The sequence below is a fragment of the Consotaella aegiceratis genome, assembly GCF_036541425.1.
Lineage (GTDB): Bacteria > Pseudomonadota > Alphaproteobacteria > Rhizobiales > Rhizobiaceae > Consotaella > Consotaella aegiceratis.
The window spans coordinates 14286-33973 of the sequence record NZ_JAZHFT010000046.1 but is presented as its reverse complement, the minus strand read 5'-3'; the positions used below and the strand labels follow the sequence as shown (position 1 = coordinate 33973).

The following is a 19688-nucleotide window of genomic DNA, read 5'->3' as shown; positions in this document are numbered from 1 at the left end:
CGATCAGGCCGCCATCATCGACGCCTGCTGCCAAGCCTGGAACCGCGCCACCGAAAATCTTGAGCGCATCATCTCGCTCTGCAACTATCCCTGGATCAAGGCGGTCACTTCATAGGCTCAGCGGTATTAGGCATTGGCAAAGCTAACCTTAACGGCCGAGATGGGCGCTAAGCGGAAATGTTTTCCGCTTCACGGTTTGGCGGAATGGCGAGATCCTCGCTCGGACGAGAAGCTGCAGCCCGCCGCACTGTCTCGTCGCCAGCATCGAGGGTATCCATCGCGGCAGGCTCCCAGAACCCCATTTGCCCGAACTTAGCCGTCATTGAACCGCGGGCGACCTCCTTCGAGGTGTGCGCAACGTCATTCGAAACAAATTGCGCATTCGCGATTCCGAACTCAACGCCGGCGATTCCGAAGTCTGGATCAACGTTGCGGTGGCAAACGTCGTTGACGCGCGGACCGACGGTAAGTCAGATGGAAGTACCTAAACGTTATCACGCGTCAGGACGAGTTGCGCATTTCCGTTGCCGACCTCTGGATTGGCGATTCAGAGATCAAGTCCGACGTTTCCAAAGCTTGACCTCGCGATTCCCACGTCTGGACCGCCGTTGCCGAAATCCGGAAAGCCGTTGCAGCAGCCAACGACGTTCGTGCCTTGCGGCCATTTGGCGCGGATGGGAGCAATTTACCGATTTCCACAACCGAACCGGAAGTGCCCAGGAGGCATAGGAAGGCTCACTTAGGTTTGTGGGGGCGAAGAAATGGCGAGGCGAGCGGCGGCGGAGGCGAAATCTGGTTCAAAGAGCGGCGCACCCTCGGTCGATTCCGTCCAACGCGCGCTCGACGTCAGGCTGCAGAAACTGTCGCGCTCTACAGTGGAGAAGCGCCGCCGAGCCACGAAAGCCGCCTTCGATTTTGCTGAGGAGTGCGCCGCTCTGGCGCGCGAGATGCCGAAGAAGGAGCTGATCGCTTTTCTTCAGCATGAATGCGAGCTTCCCCGGTCCCGGGCGCTCACGTTTCTGAAGGTCGCTGATCTCCTCGGCGCCCACCGTGATGTCTTCGAAGAGCGCGCCGTCGGCGACGACCTCGTATTGCGCCTAGCGCGCGAGCCGGAGCCGGTCCGGCTCGAAGCGATCTCGATGCTCCGCGCCGGTCGGGATCTCTCCGACATCGATCTGCGGGCGCTCCGGCAGGATGTGATGGCGGGGGAGGAGGTCGCCTCCGGCGACCGCACGACGTCGGCTGTCATCGAGCTGCGCCGCGCCGTCCGCGTCCGGGCCGAGGAGCATATCCAGGCGTTCCAGCGGGATCTCCTGGCGCTGACCAACGATTTTGCCGCGCTCTACAACGAGACGTCGCCCGACGATCGCTCGCAGGAAACTCAGCAGCGTGTCGAGGCGCTGGCGGCAAAGGCCGCTCTCCTTCTGCGGAAGCTGACCGCCCTCGTTCCCACCAAGTTCCTTGTGACGCCATCGACCCCGGGCGAGCACGATTGGCCGACGGTCAAGGCTGTGCTTGGCGATCTGGCCGAAAAGCGCTTGTGCCTGGAAGAAGACTGGTCCTGGCCCGAAACGCACCCGCTGTGGATCGAGACCTCGTTCCACGATGTCCTCGTCTGGGCTCAGGGGCAGGAATTGAGACAGCCGATGGACCGCCGCGTCGCTTGCAGCCAGGCGGGCACCGTCGTGCCCCTGGATGGGCTGCCGCGCACGAAGCAGTATCGCCCGTCTCATCCCTACCAATTCAGTGTGCTCGAACTCTGTGCCGGGGCCGGCGGTCAGGCGCTGGGGCTGCATGCGGCCGGCTTCCGCCATGTCGGGCTGGTCGAGTTCGACCGCCATGCCGCCGCGACGCTCCGCCACAACGAGCCGGGCTGGCCTGTGATCGAGACCGACGTCACAAAACTCGACTTCAGTCCCTTCAGGGGCGTGGATGTGCTCGCCGCCGGCCTGCCGTGCCAGCCCTATTCGTCGGCGGGAGAGAGACGGGGCGCGGCCGACGCGCGCGATCTCTTCGAGCGGGCGTTGGAGATCATCGCCGAGGTGCGGCCGCGCGTGGTGATGATCGAGAACGTCATTGCCATCCTCCACGTCACCCACGCCGAACGCCGCCGTGTGGTGTTAGCCGCACTAAAGGGCCTCGGCTACGACATCGAGTGGCGGATCGTGCGCGGGCGCGACTTCGGCATGGCGCAGAACCGCCAGCGCGCCATCCTCGTCGCCATGGAGCGCGGCAGCTTCCACCGCTTCCGCTGGCCCACCATCGTCGACATTCCGAAGCAGACGGTTGGCGAGGCGCTCTACGACCTGATGGCGGCGCGCGGCTGGAAAGGCGCAGAGGAATGGGCGAAGCACGCCTGCGGTCACGCCCCCACCATCATCGGCGGCAGCAAGGGCAAACAGGGACTGGATCTTGGCCAGCCTGGGGCGAGGGAAGCCTGGCGGAAGCTCGGCGTCGATCCGAACTACATCGACCCGTTGGCGCCGAGCAGAAACTTCGAAGGGAACCCGCGGCTGACGCTGCCGATGCTGGCCCGCCTGCAGGATTTTCCGGACGATTGGGAGTTCAGGGGCCCGCGCGAAGAGCAACTCCACCAGATCGCCAACGCCTTCCCGCCGCGGATGGCGCGCAAGATGGGCTTGGCAATCGAGCGGGCTCTCTCCGGGGAGGAGATCGACATTGCCACCGCCGTCGCTGCACCGCTGGTGCCCAAGGTCGACGTTGCGTGGCTGAACAGGAGCGGGGGGTGAGCAGGAGGAAGGGGAGCGCGACGATGCCTTCTCGCTCGATGCGGCCGAATAGTCGCGCGCTCTTCTGAGGGGGCTCTGTCAATAAAATCAATGATCTAAACGGCTAATCGAGATAGGTTGCCGATGATGGCAAGTGTCGCGGCGGCGAGTGATCCGACTGGCGCTGCAGTTGAGGTCGGAGCGGAAAACTTTGCCGCTATCGCCCCATTGTGAAAGGCAGTCTTGGGCGGAAAGGGGAACGTCCGCTTTTGGAAAATTCAACAACGAGTCGGGTACCGCGATAGTCGCGGGACAGCGGAAGTGGTCCAACGGCCATCCCAGTTATAGGGACCAAGATAGATTTAGGATGGCCGCAGTTGCCGGAGGCGGGAGTGTAGCAGCAGGTGCAGTAAGTAAGGGTATGGAAGGTATTGCGAACTCAAGGCTCTTTTTTGAAGGTGTGAATCCTGATCCCCCCACCGAGGAGAGTATCGCTGAACGAGGAGATGATCTTGCGCTCCTTCAGCCATATGGCGAGTTTCCGGTTCACGTCGCTGCTTTCGATTTTAGGCGCTCTACCGTACGTGGCGATGTCTCGGAACGACCCAGGCAGTCTTCGCAGTACCTCACGGACTTCTGCGTCCGAGAGGGCAGGGTGCAGCCTATTGAACAACGATATCTGAACCTTAATGGCGCGCGAGTGAACGATCACCGATTTGACGAAATCGGCGCTGTAGCCGCGCTCCTCGATCGGGGACCTATCAAGGAGTGGGCCAATGTCAGCCGCCACTGAAGGAGCACCGGCGACGTATGCCTCGTCCATGTCGCTGATGAGTCTTAGCTTCTGAGGGTCCGTAATCCCCGAGCGAAGCAGCTTGGCGCGGAAGCCATCGTCGATCGAATATTGACCTTGCTCTGCCTCGTATGCGGGGAAATTCGTCGCGACGAACAAAACTTGAAGATCAGCGTTCTGCACGCTTAAAAAGGTCTCTGGAGTGAACTTGATCTTGCGCTCTTCTACTAAGACCTTAATCTTACTATCGTCTACCTCGGGAAACTGATTGAAGAATTTCGGCAGTTGGCGGACATATGATCGGTAGACGTGTGAATCGAGGGCGTTATTCCCTATGATGAACTGGCGTAGCGAGAACGACGCCTCGTCGCCTGGAATCGACTGTCGTGAAAGCGTCGATGCCGTTTTGCTATCCTGAAGAAATTCTGTCAGCAGGTCTGGGTTGTACGCATCGCTAGTCATGAACCCGAGGCAGTTTTCCCAGGTAACCTCGACCCGCTGTTCTTTCAGAACGATCTGATGGAAAGCAGCGGGAATATCGTCAAAATTTGGAAAGATGGCCGCTTGCCTATTCAAGAATTCAACACGCGAGTCATGCTCGACGTCTTCATGAGTGAGGATTTCTAGTATGGCCGATACGTCCTCGTCGGTGTTCGCCGCAAGCGTTAGGAGTACGTCACTGACGTACATTGGAAAATCTGCATAGATGCGCTTGAGCAGCGCTGCATCGTTCGCTTTTTTAAGGGTTGAAAAGTGTCGCTTTTCGAGGTCGCCGATATTCTGCCAACCAACGACGTGACCGAGGATGTGCCTAATATTGTCGATCGAAATGCGATAGAGACCTTCCTGCGCGACGAACGCTAGAGCGCTCGGAAAATCTGCAAGGCTTTCTACGTCGCTAATCTCGACCGCTAGCGAGCGGAGGCGGCCAATATCAAAATCGAGTCCCTCCGCGAGAACCTGACGCGTGCTGTCGGACAAGAACGACTTTAGCGCGCCGGCGTTCGACCCGCTCCTTAGAAACTTCTCCGGCGCGTAAGCCAGGATTCGAGCTGCATGTGACGCGCCATCCGCGCCGTCCAACGCAACAGCAGCAAAGTTCGGCCATCGTTCGGCCAAGGTCTGTATGAGCTTCTCCACCTGGGTGCCTTTCGCATAGTAGCTGCGAAAGAAGTCTCCGCAGGTCGAGAAGTGAGCGGCCATGAAATCCGCCGCATTGGAAACATGCTGCGAACTAGTCTCGGTATCCGAGAGCAGATGATCGACGATGAACCGGTTGAGCACATAGTTGCGCGCGAAGTCTTCATCCCTCATCGAGGCGATCACCTCCGCGGTGTTGTCAATCGGGAAGTCCGGTCCAGGGTTGTTGTAGGCGCGAATTTGGATGAGGAAATTGTTGTCGTTTGGAGATAGCCGTCCGCGATGGAATAGCGAGATATATTGGTAGTAAGTATCGTCGAGGTAGCCTTCGAGGATGAGATATTTAAGAAGTTCGCGGCTCTCGCCGACCTCGGCAAAAATCTGATCGATTAGGTCGGCGTTCTCGCGTACAACCTCATTGAATCGTCTCGTACGCAGCGATGCGAGCTGCGCCTTTAGATCCTTTATTCGCTTCTCCGAGCTCTGCTTGAACTTTTCCGTTTTTTGGCCAAGGGTTTTCTTGCGTTGGGTAAAAGATTGAAAGGGATCCAACGACTCTTCGAGATCTGGAAATTGTATCGTCTGTCGCCCCCTGTATATTCCGATGACCGAAGCAGATTTCTGAGCGATGATCGACTCTAGTGTATCGCTTTCAGGAAGATCCCCCAGATTGACGTTGCCATTTGAGGTTTGTATAGTGTTATATTCGGGTGGAATGCGCGCGATAATCTCCATCGCGTAGACTTTCCGTAGATCAGACTGATCTCTCAAGGCCTGCGCCTCTACAGTCTTGAGATCGATCTCGATCTCAGAAATCTCATCGCGGATTTCTCCCTCGATCTTCGATACGTATTGCTCGTAGCGTCCTAGCACCTGCGACAGCACGCCTTCTTGCCGGTGAAGGGCAGCAAAATCCCTTGGGATGACATTCTTGTAGATCAAGATGGCAAGAAGCTTGTTCGGATCGAGCAGCCCCTCGCTGTCTGCTTGAGATTGGCCGCATAGATCACGTACTCATTGAAGACGTTTCGGATCAGCCGTAGGTCGGACAGATATCGCGAGACTTCCCGCACGAACTGCCTATTTAGCTTCGGGTCCAGATCAATGCGCTGTCCTTGCTCCAAAACCTTGTCGATTGAGTTCGAGTGATTGATGACGGGGATAATGGGTACGATGAACTCGAAGAACTTGGTCCGGTCGGTGTTGGCGAAAATATCGTCTCGCAGGGCGTAGAGGAATCGGACGCGGCGCTTGATTCCTTCGTTGGCATTGATGAGTCCATTGATCTCACGGAGAGTGACAAAGATATCTGGATTTTCGAAGCGATCGAGGTCCTCGATGACGACGAGGTCATAATTGGTGGACTGAAAGAAGTACAATATCTCGTCGAGATGCCTATTTAGTATTGATTCCTCGTTTGCCGCCGCCGGGGCGATCTGGACGTCCTTTAGCGAGATGCTTTTCAGTGAGAGACCAAAGCTGGTTGTGTAGACGCTGTGGATAACCTTCCATGAGAACGCAGAGACAATGCAGAAGCACAGGTAATTGAACCATTTGGAAAGTTTCACAGGATGAAAAAAGGCTCCGGATACGATGTCAACCCGCTGGCTGAACAGATACCAGGAGCAAGCCAAGCCGACTGTAATGAAGAGCGAGGTAGCGACGGAGAGTGGCTTGGGGATCTGTATCCGCTTGAAGCGCGAAAACGGTAGCTTGTCCGCGTCAACTCCATAAAGTATCTGTTGTAATATACTTCGTTCGATCTCCTGTTTGCTTACACGCAATCCCGGAACCTCTCCGTCTGGTAGGAATGATGCCAGAGAGAGCTGCAGTGGTGCTCGTGGGTATCTCTTTAGAAATGACTTAATGACACTGCTTTTTCCCGAACCATAAGGTCCGGTTAGTGCAATGTTGAGCACTTGGTCATTGTTGGTGGCGTAGTCGAGTGCCTCAAAATAGATACTCGCGTTGTCGGCATTAGCGGTGGGCGCGAGATCTATAAATTTGGTATCGGTTACCAGTTTAGGCGATTTGCGTAGTATAAATTGCAAAAACCGATTCAATTTCTGAATAGTCAATTTTGCGCCCCTCCCGCAGCGGTTTGGAACAGGGCTACCTAGCATGACGTCTGCGATCAAGTCGAAGCTGGCCATGGCTTACAGCCATTGCCATAGGCCTGTCAGGCAAGCGGAGTTAGAACTCGGCTGTGCTACGGGGAGACGTGCTTGCGTTGCGTGTCTTCCACCGGTCAGCCGATAACGGATTCCTCTGCAGTTTCAGTCAAATCGAATTGCCCGCAACGGCAAACGCATCGACATCAGTTGCGCATTTCCGATTCTGGGCGACAGGCAGGCGTTACGAAGCTCAAGATCGGTGTTGCATAGTTCGGCGCAGGCGTTGCGGAGTTTTGGGCGGTCGTTTCCAAACCGGGTGCATTCGATTCTCAATTCGGGATCTTCGTTACCGGCACAAACGCCGTTTGCGGTCGCCGCCTCGCTGCTGCTGAACCTACATCCCGTCGCTACCATCACGCCCCGAACAGCCGCCGATCCCAATAGACGGGTTCGTTAAGGCCAACCTCGATGGTCGCGAACTCCGGGTGCTGCGGGTTGATCAGGACGTTGCGGTCGAGGCGGGCGACGACACTTGGGACGAGCAGGACGAGGCTGCGGCGTTCGGCGTGCCATTGATGGCCGAAGGTCTTGCTGACGATCGGCGGCATCGAATCCCAGTCGGGCAGGGTGGGGGGCGAGAAGATCTCGTAGGACGCGTCGCGCGGGATGGTGATCTCGACATAATGCTGGTTCGGCGGCAGGCGGCCGCTGCCGTGCACCAACTTTTCCAGAAGCGCCGTCGAGTAATGCTCGGCTGCGTAGATCATCGGACTGCCGGGCGTGTTCCAGCGGCCGGGCGCAAGGGTCGATCCGGTGGCGTCGAAGATTGGATAGGTCCCGGCGGGATCGCCGATCCGGTAGGCCTTCAGCGTGCGGTCCAGGCGCTGGGCGGTCACGCCGCGATGCCGTATTTCAGCCGTCCGAGAATATCCATCACCAGCTCAGCGCCGATCTCTCCGCGCATGACGGCATCGATCGGCCGCATGTCCTCCAGCATCGCGTGCGGGCGGAACAGGAAGTCGCGCGCTTCCTCCTCGCTCTTCCAGACATCGACGGCGAGGCTCCAGACCCGGGCGACGCGCGCCAGCCGCGTGCCTTCGTCCGTTGACAGGCGGTGGGCGCTCTTGCGCCGCTCGTAGGTCGCCTTCGGCACGAGACGGTATTTGAATTGCCCATCTTCAGGGGCGAGAAGCCGCGCCACCCGGTCGAGCGCCGCGACGGGAAGGCCCTTCTCGATGCTCGCCATCAGACGGAAGGGCGAGGCGGCGATGGCGACATCGCCGGAAAGCCCGAGAACGGCAACCACATCTCCATAAGCCTGCATCGATCCGCTCCGTATCATATGAGGCAAAATATAGCCTCATATGGGAGCGAACGCCAGAGGCGCAAGCTGTTGGCCGAAAGGGGCGCGTCCCGCCGTGCGGATTCTTGTTCTGTGGCGGAATGTCGCAAGGCCCGGAGAACGGGGGGAGCGGAGCTTAAGGAAAAGCTCCTTGCGAATTCATGACTTATCCCAATTCGGCGCGGCAGAATGGTGGCTTTGTCCCCGATGATTTGCGCCCTTGGTCTACGTCTTCGGTGCGGGATCACTCAAATTCGAATTGTTCTCTTTATGTCCTGTCAGGTCCTGCGGACGCACAACCCGCGTCCCGCCAATTCCGGCGGCAATAGGACCAACCATGTTCAAGGACAACAGCAAGCAAACCCACGAGATCGCCGCCGACACGAAGACCGCCCAGGGCAAGATCCGCGGACGCAAGCGCAAGGCGGACGCCACCCAAGAGGCCATCGACAAGCTGAACGAGCAGGAGCGGCGGCGTCTCGACACGCTCCTCGATCGCGTTCACCAGCTCGGCCGCAAGACCACCGAGCAGGTCTTCGAATTCGGAGCGTATCTCGAGGAGGCGGCCGAGCTGTTGCCGGAAAAGGCCCTGGAAGGTTGGGTGAAGCGCAAGTGCGAGATCTCGACCCGCCACGCCCGCAACCTCCGCGCCGTTCACCGCGAGCTCAGCGGCCGTCAGGACGAGTGCATCGACTACAACATCCCGCCGTCGGTCCTCTTCAAGATTGCGGCCGCGGACGCGGAGACCATCGACACGGTGATCACCGTCTTCAAGGACGGCCGCCGCCTCAAGGTGCGCGAGGTCGCCGAGATGGTCGCGGGCGATTCCGGGGCGGACGGCGAGCCGCTGGCGCCGGAGCGGCGCGGCGGTGCCAAGGGGCTGAAGGCGCTCGCCGCCGCCAAGGCTGCGCGCCAGCAGAAGAGCTTTGAGGCCGGGCTCCAGTTGATCCGGGTGACCTTCGAGGAGGCGCTCGAAGCGGCCGGAAAGAAGCGGCTGTCCAAGAAAGACCTTTGGACGGCCCTGGAGCTGCCCGCGCGGCTCTGCCATCGCGAATTGACGGAACTGCTCTGCGAAATCGATCCGGAGACTCTCCGCGGGACGGCCACGCACAGCCACCGCGACTTGCCCGACAGTCCCTGGACGGAGCTTCATGGGCTGCTTGGCAAGCTCGGCAACCGGGAACACTGGCCGGAGTCCAGCGAGCTGAAGGCATGGGTCGCCGATCGCCTCATGCCGCTGCTGGCTTTCGCCCTGGATGGAACGCCGATCGAGCCGCGCGCTCCGGAGGTGAACGCGGATGCGGACGCCGTCTACGCCGACGCGGAAGAAGAGGACGTTGCGGACGACGAGGCGGATGACGCATTGGAGAACGCCGAAGCCGAGGTCGTTGCCGCCGATGCCGAGCTGGAGCCGGGCGAGGCGGAAAACATTTCCGCAATGGACCAGATCGACGCAGCAGCCCCGGCCGAGGATAATTTGCCGGATCTGGTCGACGACCCGACCGCGTCGGATGACGATGAACGCGACGGCGCTGCCGCTTCCGACGAGGCGTCGGCTGCGCAGGCTCCGCGGCCGGCGGCCCAGGCGGGGCTTCGTTCAAACCGCCGGACATCGCTGACCTCTCCACCGATGCCGACGGAGTCGGCGCGTCCGCAACCCGGGTCTGAGCGGTAGGTGGCTTTCGTGGCATCGCGGCTCCGCCTTCAGACGGGCCCGCGATGCCGTGAGCGATCGGGCAAGGACGCATCATGACATCATCGAAGATCGGCAACTCGGGAGCCTCCGACAGGCGCCAACGGCGCAATGAGGCCCAAGCGGACTATCAGCGAGGGTATCGCGAGAAGCAGAAGGAGCGCCGCCGTCCGTCGCGGGACGACATCGCGCGCGTTCTTCTCAATTGGATCATCACGCTGCTGTTGGAAAACGACGACCACCACGGCCTGATGAATATCCGGAAGGGGGTCGTGCTTCGTCTGGTCGAGCAGGGCTTCGATCAGAAGGAAAGCCAACTTCGGTTTGACAGTCTCATCGACAAGTATGAAGACGGCTGGGACTTCCGCCGCAAGCCGCATTTGGCTGAGCCGACCTCCGAGGTGGGCGCCGAGTAGCGGGCCGCTTGTTTCTGCGGCTTCGATATCGACCAAGGTTCGGAAGCGCTTCTGCAGCCTTGGTCGCCCCCAACTTATGCCCCCACGACTTATCGGCCGGAGCCTTCCCTGGGTCGGGTTCTGCAAACGCCGTTTGGTCTCTTCACGCTAAACGCCCCCATTACTTCTGCAAACGGCGTTGCAGTCTGAATCGAAAATCTTGAAGTCGGCTCGTTTCGACGGCGGCAAAATTCTCGGCCGATTTTCGCGTCTTCGACGAGGCCATGTAGCCTCGCCGCGTTGGCATGCTCTTCCCTTCGTATCCTCAAGGCTTCTTGGGTTTGCGAAACCGATCGCCTGGGCTTCTCCCCGCCCAGGGCGGAAGGTCCTTTGAGACGACCCATGGCAGGAGATGGATGGGGCGCGGTTCCAGATGGTTTGTGATGACGGGGTAGGTTCGAAGCTTTTCCCGCAGCAGGGGCAGCCCGGCCGGGTTGGTGTAGCGAATTTGCGTTTCGCCGAACCCGAGGCGACCCGACAGGTCGTCGATGATCCCCAGCTCCACGCCGGATTGCTTGAGCGTGTCGGCCAGCCCATGCCTGAAGGCATGGATCGTCCTGTCCCACAGGCCATCTGCCAGATCCGGCGCCGTCTTCAACAGCGGGATGAAGTCCTTGTAGAAGCGATCGCCCGGGTCGTTCGTCTTGAGATTTGGCGAATAGAGTTCGGGAAAGAGCTGCTGATGGCCCAGGCGTTTGACGGCGGCGACGTAATCGAGGAATCCGAGGCGAAGGAGTTCGTCCAGGATCGGCAGCATGCGATCGGATTGCGCGTTCTTGATGCCGCGAAACGCGTTCTTGCGGATGTGGATCGCCGGGCCGTTTTCCGTCTCGATGATATCGTTCGCGGCCAGCCCGGCAAACTCGTTTCGCCGGGCGCCGAGATAGGTGAAGAGCATTGGCAGGTAATAGCAGGCACCGTGGAAAACCTGCTTTCCCGGCCGGGATAAATTGAACTCGTCCTTGCATCCCGTGAACACGGGAAGGTCGAAGATAGGACGCACCGTCCGCGGTGGCGGCTTGATCTGCTGCAGACGGATGGTTCCGGCCTTCGGCTTGGCAGGGCGCAGATCGCGCAATTCCCATTCGCCGATGGCGTAGCCGCTCGCGCGAAGATGGCGCAGAAACGTATCGAGATTGCCGAGATGCTTGCGGATCGTGGCGGCGGACAGTCCGACGGGATAGGGCGGCTCCCCGCGCTGTTCCGCCAGTGCCCGTTGCGTGGCGGCGAAGGCGCGCAGGGCCGTTGGTTTCAGGGTGCGTAGATGCGCGCTTTGGCCGTACTTGGTCGGAACGTCGTTGAAGTGCTGGCGCAAGGCCGCGATGTGGTGCTGGCGGATTTCACCGGAGTGCGTGACACCGTGCTCTTCGAGAACGTCGCGGAGGGTCGCTACGAGGACGTAAGCATCCTTTGCGGTTTCCTCGGTCCAGTTCTCGCCCTTGTTCTTGCGCAGCCTTTTGTACTCGGCCTCGAAGTCGGCGAGACGAAGAACTGGACGTGTCTCTCCAACCTCCGTGGCCGAAGCGCTGGCGTGGGGCTCAGCCTCAGTTAGAGCCGCGGCCTTTTCTGGGGCGACCGTTGATGCCGTCGAGGACTCTGGATCAGGCGAAGTGCCTCCGTTGATCTCGTTCGCCGGGGTGATCGGCAAATCGTGAGGCGGAGCCTCTGGCTCCTGCTGCTGTGCGGGCTGCGTGATCTCCTTCGCTTCCGCACGGTCTACGGCTTGCGGCACGACCTCTTGTTCGAAAGAGGCGAGGGGACGTTCCTCTTCCGGAAGCGTCGAGGCGGTCAGTGCATTCTGCCTGCGGTCGATCAAGGGCCAGCGCTCACCGACCGCCAACAGGGCATCGGCCTTGGCGCGGAAGATCTCGATTTTGGCGCGTTCGCGATTGGCGAGCGTATCCGGGAGGCCGACATCGGCCATCTGTCGGCGGACGTCGCGATCGAAGACGGGCGTCTGCGCGCCTTTCTGTTCAGCGCGAAAGGTCGCCGCCACCGCGTCGATGTGCGGGGCCGGGATCCCGTGTCGCACGAGCATGGCGCGACCTGGACACTCTTCGTCGAAGGCTAGCGATCGTCCGGTTCCGAAAAGCTGCAGCAGGCGATAGGCCCAACCCACCTCGATGTCGGCTTCCATTTCGCGAACGTCGTCGAAGCGTCCGGCATGACGGGCGGCGAACGCGACGTCGTCGAGATGGGCGGTCATTCGCTCGATCTCGGCGCGGAAGAGTGTGTCGAGTTGGTCCTTGGCGGTCATGGAAGCTGTGGATCGGGCGGCGAGCCCTGAGAGCAGGGTGTTGAGACGACGGGCCATGTAAACCGCCTTGCCGTGGTCCGACAATCGCAGGCTGAGGGAAAGGCGCGCATTCGGCGTGATGGAGGAGAAGCGAGCCGGGATACGGGCGCGCCAATAGAAGACGTTGCCGCGTCGCTCGAGATTGCTGACCGCATGACGAATCGTCACCGCTGATGAACCCTCTGCCGGGTCCAGGACGAGCCTTTTGGGCATCATCTCTGAGCCACAGGTGTGGGCCACACGGCTTCCAGAAGCGCAGAGAGGGATTCTCAGTGCCTGAAAACGGCAGCGATTACAGAAGGTTAGCGTCTTCTCCGAAGAGATTAGCGTCTTCTCCGAAGAGAAGTGGCTGGGGGACCTGGATTCGAACCAAGACTAACGGAGTCAGAGTCCGCTGTTCTACCCTTAAACTATCCCCCAGCAGGGAACGGCGGGTGCCGAACGGGCCGCTATATAGCGATCAAATCGGCCGTTGTGAACCCTCTGCGGCGCGTTTTCGCAGCGGTCCAGCGAAACGGTGTTCGGATCTCTCCGGCCGGCGCAAAAGCGGCTTTCCGGCTGGCTTCGGCGAAAAGGGCGGTGCCCTTGTGCTTCCGTAGCGGCTTGGTACACTCCATATAACAAAGCCGAGATTGGCGCGGCCTTCGAGCCCGGCGCCGGAGAGATCAGAGTGAACATCCGTGAGCAACACGGGAGAGTGTATCCGCCGACAGCACCTGTCCACGATAGGAAAGGGTCCGAGACCAAGTCTTTCGGAAACCCGGCACCGAACGGTACACCGCCGTCCGGCGGAAGCTCCCATGACGAAGACGCATCCGCGCAGGCGGATCATGCCGCCGACGGCGCGCCCGCCAGTGCCGCCTTCAACGGCGGGCTGACGAAACGCCAGAAGCGCCGCCGCCGCCGCCGTTCGGCAGCGGCCAAGGCGCAGGAGGCCGAGACCGAGCCTGCGGCGCCGCCTGCGCCGAAGCCCGCGCACAAGTCGCGCCGTCGACGGTACGCAGGCCATGCCGCAGCCGAGCAGGTGCCGGCCGCCAAGGTCGAGCCGAAGCCGCCGGCCGCCGTTGCGCAGCCTCACCGACCGGGACACGACAGGTCTGTGCCGGCGCGGAGCGCGGGGCCGGGGACGTCGCGCCCTCCGGCCTATGCGGCTCTCGATCTCGGCACCAACAATTGCCGCTTGCTGATCGCCATTCCCACCCGTCCCGGCCAGTTCCGCGTCATCGATGCGTTCTCGCGAATCGTGCGGCTGGGCGAGGGGCTGAGCCGCACCGGCCGGCTGGCGGCACCCGCCATGGACCGCGCGCTGGCGGCGCTCATCGTGTGCAGCCAGAAGATGGCGGCACGCTCCATCGCGGGCTCGCGGCTGATTGCCACGGAGGCTTGCCGGGCCGCCGCCAATGGCGAGGAATTCATCGAGCGCGTGCAGGCGGAAACCGGGCTCGATCTCGAGATCGTCAGTCGCGAGACCGAGGCGCGCCTGGCCGTCTCGGGCTGCGGTTCGCTAGTGGATCGCGGTGCCAAGGGCGCCGTGCTGTTCGACATCGGCGGCGGATCCTCGGAGATTGCGCTGCTCGACCTGCGGCCCGGCTACACGCGGCGTCTATCGAATCGCATCGTCGCCTGGACGTCGCTGCCGATCGGCGTGGTCACCCTGGCCGAGCGCCATGGCGGCCGCGACGTGTCGCCCGAGACCTTCGAACTGATGATCCAGGAGGTTCTGGAGCGCATCGAGCGCTTCCCCGGACGCTCGCGTCTGGCCGATCTCGTGGGCAGCGACGCGTTCCACCTGCTGGGCACGTCCGGCACGGTGACGACGCTGGCAGGGGTTCATCTCAATCTCGAGCGCTACGACCGGCGGCAGGTCGACGGGATCTGGCTCAACCACGACGACATCGACCGGCTGATCGGCAAGATCGCCGGCTGGTCGTTCGAGGAGCGAGTGGCCAATGCCTGCATCGGCAGCGATCGTGCCGATCTGGTGCTGGCGGGATGTGCTATTCTGGAAGCGATCCGGCGGGCCTGGCCGGCCAAGATGTTGCGCGTCGCCGATCGGGGACTGCGCGAGGGCCTGCTCACCGAGATGATGGTGGCCGACGGCGTCTGGCGCCGTCGGGGATCCGATCGAATGAGACAACGCGTATGAGTGCCAAGCACGGCGGCAGCCGCAATCTGACGACGCGCATCAAGAAAAAGCATGGCCTGAAGCCGTCATCGCGGCGCTGGCTGGAGCGCCAGCTGAACGACCCCTATGTGCAGCGCGCCAAGGCGGCGGGCTATCGCTCGCGGGCGGCCTTCAAGCTGCTCGAGATCGACGACCGCTACCATCTCCTGAAGAAGGGCATGCGCGTGGTCGATCTCGGCGCGGCGCCCGGCGGCTGGTGCCAGGTGGCGGTGGACCGGGTCGGGTCGAGCGAGGAGCGGGCCTGTCTGGTCGGCATCGACATTCTGCCGGTCGATCCCGTCTCGGGCGCCAAGCTGATCCAGATGGATTTTCTCGACGACGCGGCGCCCGATCGGCTCCTCGACGAACTGGGCGGCGCGCCGGACATCGTGCTGTCGGACATGGCGGCTGCGACCACCGGCCATCGGCGCACCGATCATCTGCGCACCATGCATCTGTGCGAGGTCGCGGCCGATTTCGCCGTGCAGACGCTGAGGCCGGGCGGCCACTTCCTGGTGAAGACGTTTCAGGGCGGGACCGAAAACGAGCTCCTGACCATGCTGAAGCAGCATTTCAGCAGCGTGCATCACGTCAAGCCGCCCGCATCCCGCGACGGCTCGGTGGAGCTCTATCTCCTGGCCAAGGGCTTCAAGGGCCGGCGCGGCGATGATCCAGGGATCGGAGCCGACGATGAGGCCGGGCCGCTGGGCTGACGGCGGCTTTCGGCTTCGGCGCTTGCCTTTTCGCTCTCTTTTACTCTGCTGGCATATGCCGGCCGGACACTTCGGCGCCGGCATCGGCGGCGAGCGGCCAGTAGCTGAGTGCCGACAGGGCGCTGATCAAGCCAACCAGGGCGAAGGCGATGGAATAGACGGCGATCGTCGGCTCGGCCGTGCCGGTGACATAGATCCCCGCCTCGAGGACGAAGCCGGCGAAGGCGACGCCGAGGGCGATCGACATCTGCTGGCCTGCCGCCAACATCGCGGTGGCATCTCCGGCGTTCGCGTTGGGCACGTCCGCGAAGGCCAGAACGTTGACGCTGGTGAAGAACAACGAGCGGAAGAAGCCGCCGGCCAGAAGCAGCACCAGTACCGTGGCCACCGGCACGCCGGGATGGAGCAGTGCCAGCGCGGCAGTCAGCACGCCGGTCAGGACGGCCGTACCGATCAGCGTCGTCCTGAAGCCGAACTGGCGCAGCATCGGTTTGGCCAGAAACTTCATCAGGAGTGCGCCGCCGATCCCCACGCATGTGATGAGACCGCATTGGAAGGCGCTGTAGCCGAAGCCGAGCTGCAGCATCAGCGGCAGCAGGAAGGGCACGGCGCCCGAACCCATCCGAAACAGCGTTCCGCCGACCAGCGCCGAGCGGAAGGTGAGGATTCTAAGGAGGGAAAGCCGCAACAATGGGTCTGCAGTTCGCCGCGCATGGCCCACATAGGCGAGGGCGGAGGCGAGCCCGAGCACGGTCATCGCGGCACCCACCCAGGGCGGCAAAGCCGGCAGCGAGATCACCGAACAGCCGAACACGATGCCGGCGCACGCGAGCCCCGACAGAAGAAAGCCGGGCGTGTCGAAGGCGACGCCGGCGAGCTTCTCGACCTTGGGCAGGAAGCGCGTCGCAAGCGCGATGCCGATCAGCCCGATCGGCACGTTGATGACGAAGATATAGCGCCAGTGCGCGAAGGTGGTGATCGCGCCGCCGATCGGCGGGCCCACCAGCGGGCCGATCAGCGCCGGAATCGTAAACCACGCCATGGCGCTGACGAGATCGGAGCGCGGCACGGCGCGCACCAGCAACAGGCGGCCGACGGGCGTCATCATCGCGCCGCCCAGGCCCTGCAGAAAGCGGGCCGCGACGAAGCCCCCGAGCGAACCCGCGGTCGCACAGGCCAGAGAGCCGAGCACGAACACGCCGATCGCCGCGCGAAACACCAGCTTGGCACCGAAGCGGTCGGCCATGCGGCCGGAAACCGGAATGAAGATCGCCAGCGCCACGTAATAGCTGGTCAGCGCCAGCTTCAGCGCGATCGGACTGGTTCCGATATCGGCGGCGATCGCCGGCAGCGAGGTCGCGATGACGGTCGAATCCATGTGCTCCATAAAGAGCGCCACGGCGAGCACGATGGGAACGATCCGGTTCAAGGAAACCTCGAAGAGGGCAGGCGGAACGCTAAGGGAGCCCTAGGTAGTGCCAGGAAGGCACACCGCGCAAGCTTGAAACGGACGGGCAGGTCGCAAAAGCGTGGCGGGCTCGGCCCTGGGATTGCTTGCACTTCTACGGGCCTTCGCGGCTGGCGGCCGGTCATTGGCGCCGAGCAGCATTGGGCCGCCGGCAAAGCCAGAACGGACGAAACGACTTTTGAGGAGGTGTCGGATATGGACTTACCGGACATCGAGACGCCGACATGGCATCGCTTCCGATTGGGCGATGTGCGCGTCACCACCGTGCTCGACGGCGTCCGGATCGCGGACGGTCCGCATCCCACCTTCGGCGCGGATCAGAGCGCGGACGCGGTGGCGGCGCTGATGCGCGAAAACCGACTGCCCGAGCGCCGCTTCGTCAACATGTTCAATCCGGCGCTGCTGGAGATCGGCGGCGAACTTGTCTTGTTCGACACCGGCATGGGACCTATGGGACGCGCCAACGGGTCGGGTCAACTGACACGCCGGATGGCCGAGGCGGGCTATCGTCCCGAGGACGTCACGCTGGTCGTTCTGACGCATCTTCACGGTGATCACATCGGCGGTCTGATGGAGGAGGACGGACCGGCATTCCGCAACGCGCGCTATGTCGTCGGACGAACCGAACTCGGCTGGTGGACCTCCGAGGAGGCGCTCACCGGACAGCGTGCGGGTAACGCCCAACTGGTCTTGAAGAACGTCATGCCTCTGCAGGACAGAACAGTCTTGGTTGCCGAAGGCGACGAGATCCTCCCAGGGCTGATCGCGCATGAGGCTTTTGGCCATTCGCCCGGTCATATGATCTTCGAGATCCGGTCGGACGAACGAAAACTGTGGATGACGGCCGACACCGCAAATCACTTCGTCGCATCGCTGCAACGACCGGACTGGCACGTCGCCTTCGATATGGACAAGGCGGGGGCTGTGGCAACGAGACGGCGCGTTTTCGACCGGATCGCCGAGGAGGCCAGCCCCTTCATCGGCTATCACATGCCGTTTCCGGCGGTCGGTTACGTGACCCGGCTCGGCGGCGGATATCGGTTCGTCCCCGAGAGCTATCAACTACAGGTGGAAGGCTGAGCGTTCGACGGAACGGCTGCCGGCGAGACCCGACGATGTCCGCGCTTTCCAAGCGCCGGGGCGCGTGATACGACCCCTTGCCATCTCTAGTCGCCGACGGCCAACGCAGCCGGCGCCGGCGAACTTTACCTTCAGGGGATGGCGATGGCGCGAATCATTGAGACGGCGACCGGCGTAACGGCGCTGACCTTCGACGACGTTTTGCTGCAGCCCGGATATTCCGAGGTTCTGCCGGCCGAAGTCGATATTAGAACCCGGATCACCCGCTCGCTGCGGCTGAACATTCCGATCCTGTCGGCGGCGATGGACACGGTCACCGAGTCGCGGCTGGCGATCGCCATGGCGCAGGCCGGCGGCATTGGCGTCATTCACCGCAACCTGACGCCCGCCGAGCAGGCCGAAGAGGTCCGTCAGGTCAAGAAATTCGAAAGCGGGATGGTGGTCAATCCCGTGACCATCGGCCCCGAGGCGACCCTGGGCGACGCCAAGTCGCTGATGGCGTCGCACCGCATCTCGGGCATCCCGGTGGTGGATAATGGCGGCCGCGGCGGTCAGGCCAAGGGCCGTCTGGTTGGCATCCTGACCAATCGCGATGTGCGCTTCGCCAACAACGACGACCAGCCGATCCACGAGTTGATGACGCGGCAGGGCCTCGTCACGGTGCGCGAGACGGTGGATCAGGCCGAGGCCAAGCGGCTCCTGCATGCCCACCGGATCGAAAAGCTCCTGGTCGTCGACGACGAGGACCACTGCATCGGGCTGATCACCGTCAAGGACATCGAAAAGACCCAGCTCAATCCCAACGCGGCCAAGGACGGGCAGGGCCGCCTGCTCGCCGCGGCGGCCACCAGCGTCGGTCCGGACGGCTTCGAGCGGGCCGAGCGCCTGATCGACGCGGGCGCCGACCTGATCGTCGTCGATACCGCGCACGGCCAGTCGCAGCGCGTGCTGGAGGCGGTGACGCGGGTGAAGCGCCTGTCCAATTCGGTCCAGGTGATCGCCGGCAACGTGGCGACGCCCGATGGCACGAAGGCGCTGATCGACGCCGGCGCGGATGGCGTCAAGGTCGGTATCGGGCCGGGCTCGATCTGCACCACGCGCGTTGTCGCAGGTGTCGGCATGCCGCAGCTGTCCGCCATCATGGGCGCCGTCGAGGAGGCCGACAAGGCCGATGTGCCGGTGATCGCCGACGGCGGCATCAAGTATTCCGGCGACATTGCCAAGGCCCTGGCGGCCGGCGCGCGGGCGGCGATGGTCGGTTCGCTCCTGGCCGGCACCGAGGAAAGCCCGGGCGAGGTCTATCTCTATCAGGGACGGTCGTTCAAAGCCTATCGCGGCATGGGCTCGGTCGGGGCCATGGCGCGCGGCTCGGCCGATCGCTATTTCCAGGCCGAGGTCCGCGATACGCTGAAGCTGGTTCCGGAGGGGATCGAAGGTCAGGTGCCGTACAAGGGGGCCGTGTCCGCCGTGCTGCATCAGCTCTGCGGTGGCCTGCGTGCCGCCATGGGCTATGTCGGTGCCGCCGACCTGAAGGCCTTCCACGACAAGGCGAACTTCGTGCGCATCTCCAATGCGGGCCTACGCGAGAGCCATCCTCACGGCATCACCATCACGCGCGAAAGCCCGAACTATCCGGGCGGTGCCGGATAAGACGCCAGAACGATCCGGGCGGTGGCTCGATGCCGTCGCCTGTTCAGTCCG

General features: G+C 62.3%; 12 protein-coding genes, 1 tRNA gene and 2 pseudogenes. 8 read left to right on the top strand and 7 right to left on the bottom strand.

Annotated elements, in window-relative coordinates; translation table 11 throughout:
- Positions 1-761 precede the first annotated feature (761 nt).
- Positions 762-2750 carry a DNA cytosine methyltransferase gene (locus tag SMD10_RS21350; protein WP_331687767.1) on the top strand — a complete coding sequence of 663 codons (1989 nt, stop codon included), beginning with the start codon at positions 762-764 and terminating at the stop codon, positions 2748-2750.
- 418 nt (positions 2751-3168) lie between these two features.
- Here the strand turns inward: SMD10_RS21350 and SMD10_RS21345 are convergent.
- The 3 genes and pseudogenes from SMD10_RS21345 to SMD10_RS21330 form a co-directional block, all read right to left on the bottom strand.
- Positions 3169-6785, bottom strand: a pseudogene (locus SMD10_RS21345) (YobI family P-loop NTPase).
- Between the two features lie 404 nt (positions 6786-7189).
- On the bottom strand, positions 7190-7672 hold the full coding sequence (locus SMD10_RS21335) for an RES family NAD+ phosphorylase (RefSeq protein ID WP_331687764.1): 483 nt from the start codon (positions 7670-7672) through the stop codon (positions 7190-7192).
- Positions 7669-8100: an antitoxin Xre/MbcA/ParS toxin-binding domain-containing protein gene (locus tag SMD10_RS21330; RefSeq protein ID WP_331687763.1), complete on the bottom strand. Its 432-nt coding sequence runs from the start codon at positions 8098-8100 to the stop codon at positions 7669-7671. Before SMD10_RS21330 ends, SMD10_RS21335 begins: the two co-directional genes overlap by 4 nt.
- 355 nt (positions 8101-8455) lie before the next feature.
- Here SMD10_RS21330 and SMD10_RS21325 point away from each other — a divergent pair, with 355 nt between their 5' ends.
- Together SMD10_RS21325 and SMD10_RS21320 are read left to right on the top strand one after the other, a co-directional pair.
- Complete coding sequence (locus SMD10_RS21325) at positions 8456-9793, top strand: hypothetical protein (RefSeq protein ID WP_331687762.1); 1338 nt, start codon at positions 8456-8458, stop codon at positions 9791-9793.
- 74 nt (positions 9794-9867) lie between these two features.
- On the top strand, positions 9868-10227 hold the full coding sequence (locus SMD10_RS21320) for a hypothetical protein (protein WP_331687761.1): 360 nt from the start codon (positions 9868-9870) through the stop codon (positions 10225-10227).
- A gap of 304 nt (positions 10228-10531) precedes the next feature.
- Here SMD10_RS21320 and SMD10_RS21315 read toward each other — a convergent pair whose 3' ends face one another.
- On the bottom strand, positions 10532-12190 hold the full coding sequence (locus SMD10_RS21315) for an integrase (RefSeq protein ID WP_331687770.1): 1659 nt from the start codon (positions 12188-12190) through the stop codon (positions 10532-10534).
- A 240-nt stretch (positions 12191-12430) separates the two neighbouring features.
- On the opposite strand from SMD10_RS21315, the gene SMD10_RS21310 reads away from it, so the two are divergent.
- The gene (locus tag SMD10_RS21310; protein WP_331687769.1) at positions 12431-12553 is read left to right on the top strand and encodes a hypothetical protein; all 123 of its coding nucleotides are present in this window, start codon (positions 12431-12433) and stop codon (positions 12551-12553) included.
- 21 nt (positions 12554-12574) lie between these two features.
- Here the strand turns inward: SMD10_RS21310 and SMD10_RS21305 are convergent.
- Together SMD10_RS21305 and SMD10_RS21300 are read right to left on the bottom strand one after the other, a co-directional pair.
- Positions 12575-12775, bottom strand: a pseudogene (locus tag SMD10_RS21305) (DUF6538 domain-containing protein); the annotation flags it as partial.
- Positions 12776-12908: 133 nt separating this feature from the next.
- Positions 12909-12982: transfer RNA gene (locus tag SMD10_RS21300), tRNA-Gln, on the bottom strand.
- 277 nt (positions 12983-13259) lie between these two features.
- On the opposite strand from SMD10_RS21300, the gene SMD10_RS21295 reads away from it, so the two are divergent.
- Together SMD10_RS21295 and SMD10_RS21290 are read left to right on the top strand one after the other, a co-directional pair.
- Positions 13260-14708 (top strand): Ppx/GppA phosphatase family protein, encoded by a 1449-nt coding sequence (locus SMD10_RS21295; protein ID WP_432757293.1) that lies wholly within the window; start codon positions 13260-13262, stop codon positions 14706-14708.
- A complete protein-coding gene (locus SMD10_RS21290) occupies positions 14705-15439 on the top strand; it encodes an RlmE family RNA methyltransferase (RefSeq protein ID WP_331687760.1) in 735 nt (244 codons plus the stop codon). The genes SMD10_RS21295 and SMD10_RS21290 overlap by 4 nt, the downstream gene beginning before the upstream one ends.
- Positions 15440-15479: 40 nt before the next feature.
- Here the strand turns inward: SMD10_RS21290 and SMD10_RS21285 are convergent, their stop codons facing one another.
- Entirely contained in the window at positions 15480-16868 is a 1389-nt protein-coding gene (locus SMD10_RS21285; RefSeq protein ID WP_432757292.1) for an MFS transporter, read from the bottom strand.
- Between SMD10_RS21285 and SMD10_RS21280 the strand changes: the two genes are divergently transcribed.
- Positions 16818-17987 (top strand): MBL fold metallo-hydrolase, encoded by a 1170-nt coding sequence (locus SMD10_RS21280; protein ID WP_331687758.1) that lies wholly within the window; start codon positions 16818-16820, stop codon positions 17985-17987. The two genes, SMD10_RS21285 and SMD10_RS21280, sit on opposite strands and share 51 nt — an antisense overlap.
- A 144-nt stretch (positions 17988-18131) precedes the next feature.
- Positions 18132-19637 carry an IMP dehydrogenase gene (gene guaB, locus SMD10_RS21275; RefSeq protein WP_331687757.1) on the top strand — a complete coding sequence of 502 codons (1506 nt, stop codon included), beginning with the start codon at positions 18132-18134 and terminating at the stop codon, positions 19635-19637.
- Positions 19638-19688: the final 51 nt, after the last annotated feature.

What these genes read in the sequence shown, in the direction of transcription:
- SMD10_RS21350 (WP_331687767.1), top strand. Translation starts at nt 762, where the DNA reads ATGGCGAGGCGAGCGGCGGCGGAGGCGAAATCTGGTTCAAAGAGCGGC.
- SMD10_RS21315 (WP_331687770.1), bottom strand. Translation starts at nt 12,190, where the DNA reads ATGGCCGATGTCGGCCTCCCGGATACGCTCGCCAATCGCGAACGCGCC.
- guaB (WP_331687757.1), top strand. Translation starts at nt 18,132, where the DNA reads ATGGCGCGAATCATTGAGACGGCGACCGGCGTAACGGCGCTGACCTTC.
- SMD10_RS21320 (WP_331687761.1), top strand. Translation starts at nt 9,868, where the DNA reads ATGACATCATCGAAGATCGGCAACTCGGGAGCCTCCGACAGGCGCCAA.
- SMD10_RS21290 (WP_331687760.1), top strand. Translation starts at nt 14,705, where the DNA reads ATGAGTGCCAAGCACGGCGGCAGCCGCAATCTGACGACGCGCATCAAG.
- SMD10_RS21310 (WP_331687769.1), top strand. Translation starts at nt 12,431, where the DNA reads ATGACGGGCGGCGAACGCGACGTCGTCGAGATGGGCGGTCATTCGCTC.
- SMD10_RS21330 (WP_331687763.1), bottom strand. Translation starts at nt 8,100, where the DNA reads ATGCAGGCTTATGGAGATGTGGTTGCCGTTCTCGGGCTTTCCGGCGAT.
- SMD10_RS21325 (WP_331687762.1), top strand. Translation starts at nt 8,456, where the DNA reads ATGTTCAAGGACAACAGCAAGCAAACCCACGAGATCGCCGCCGACACG.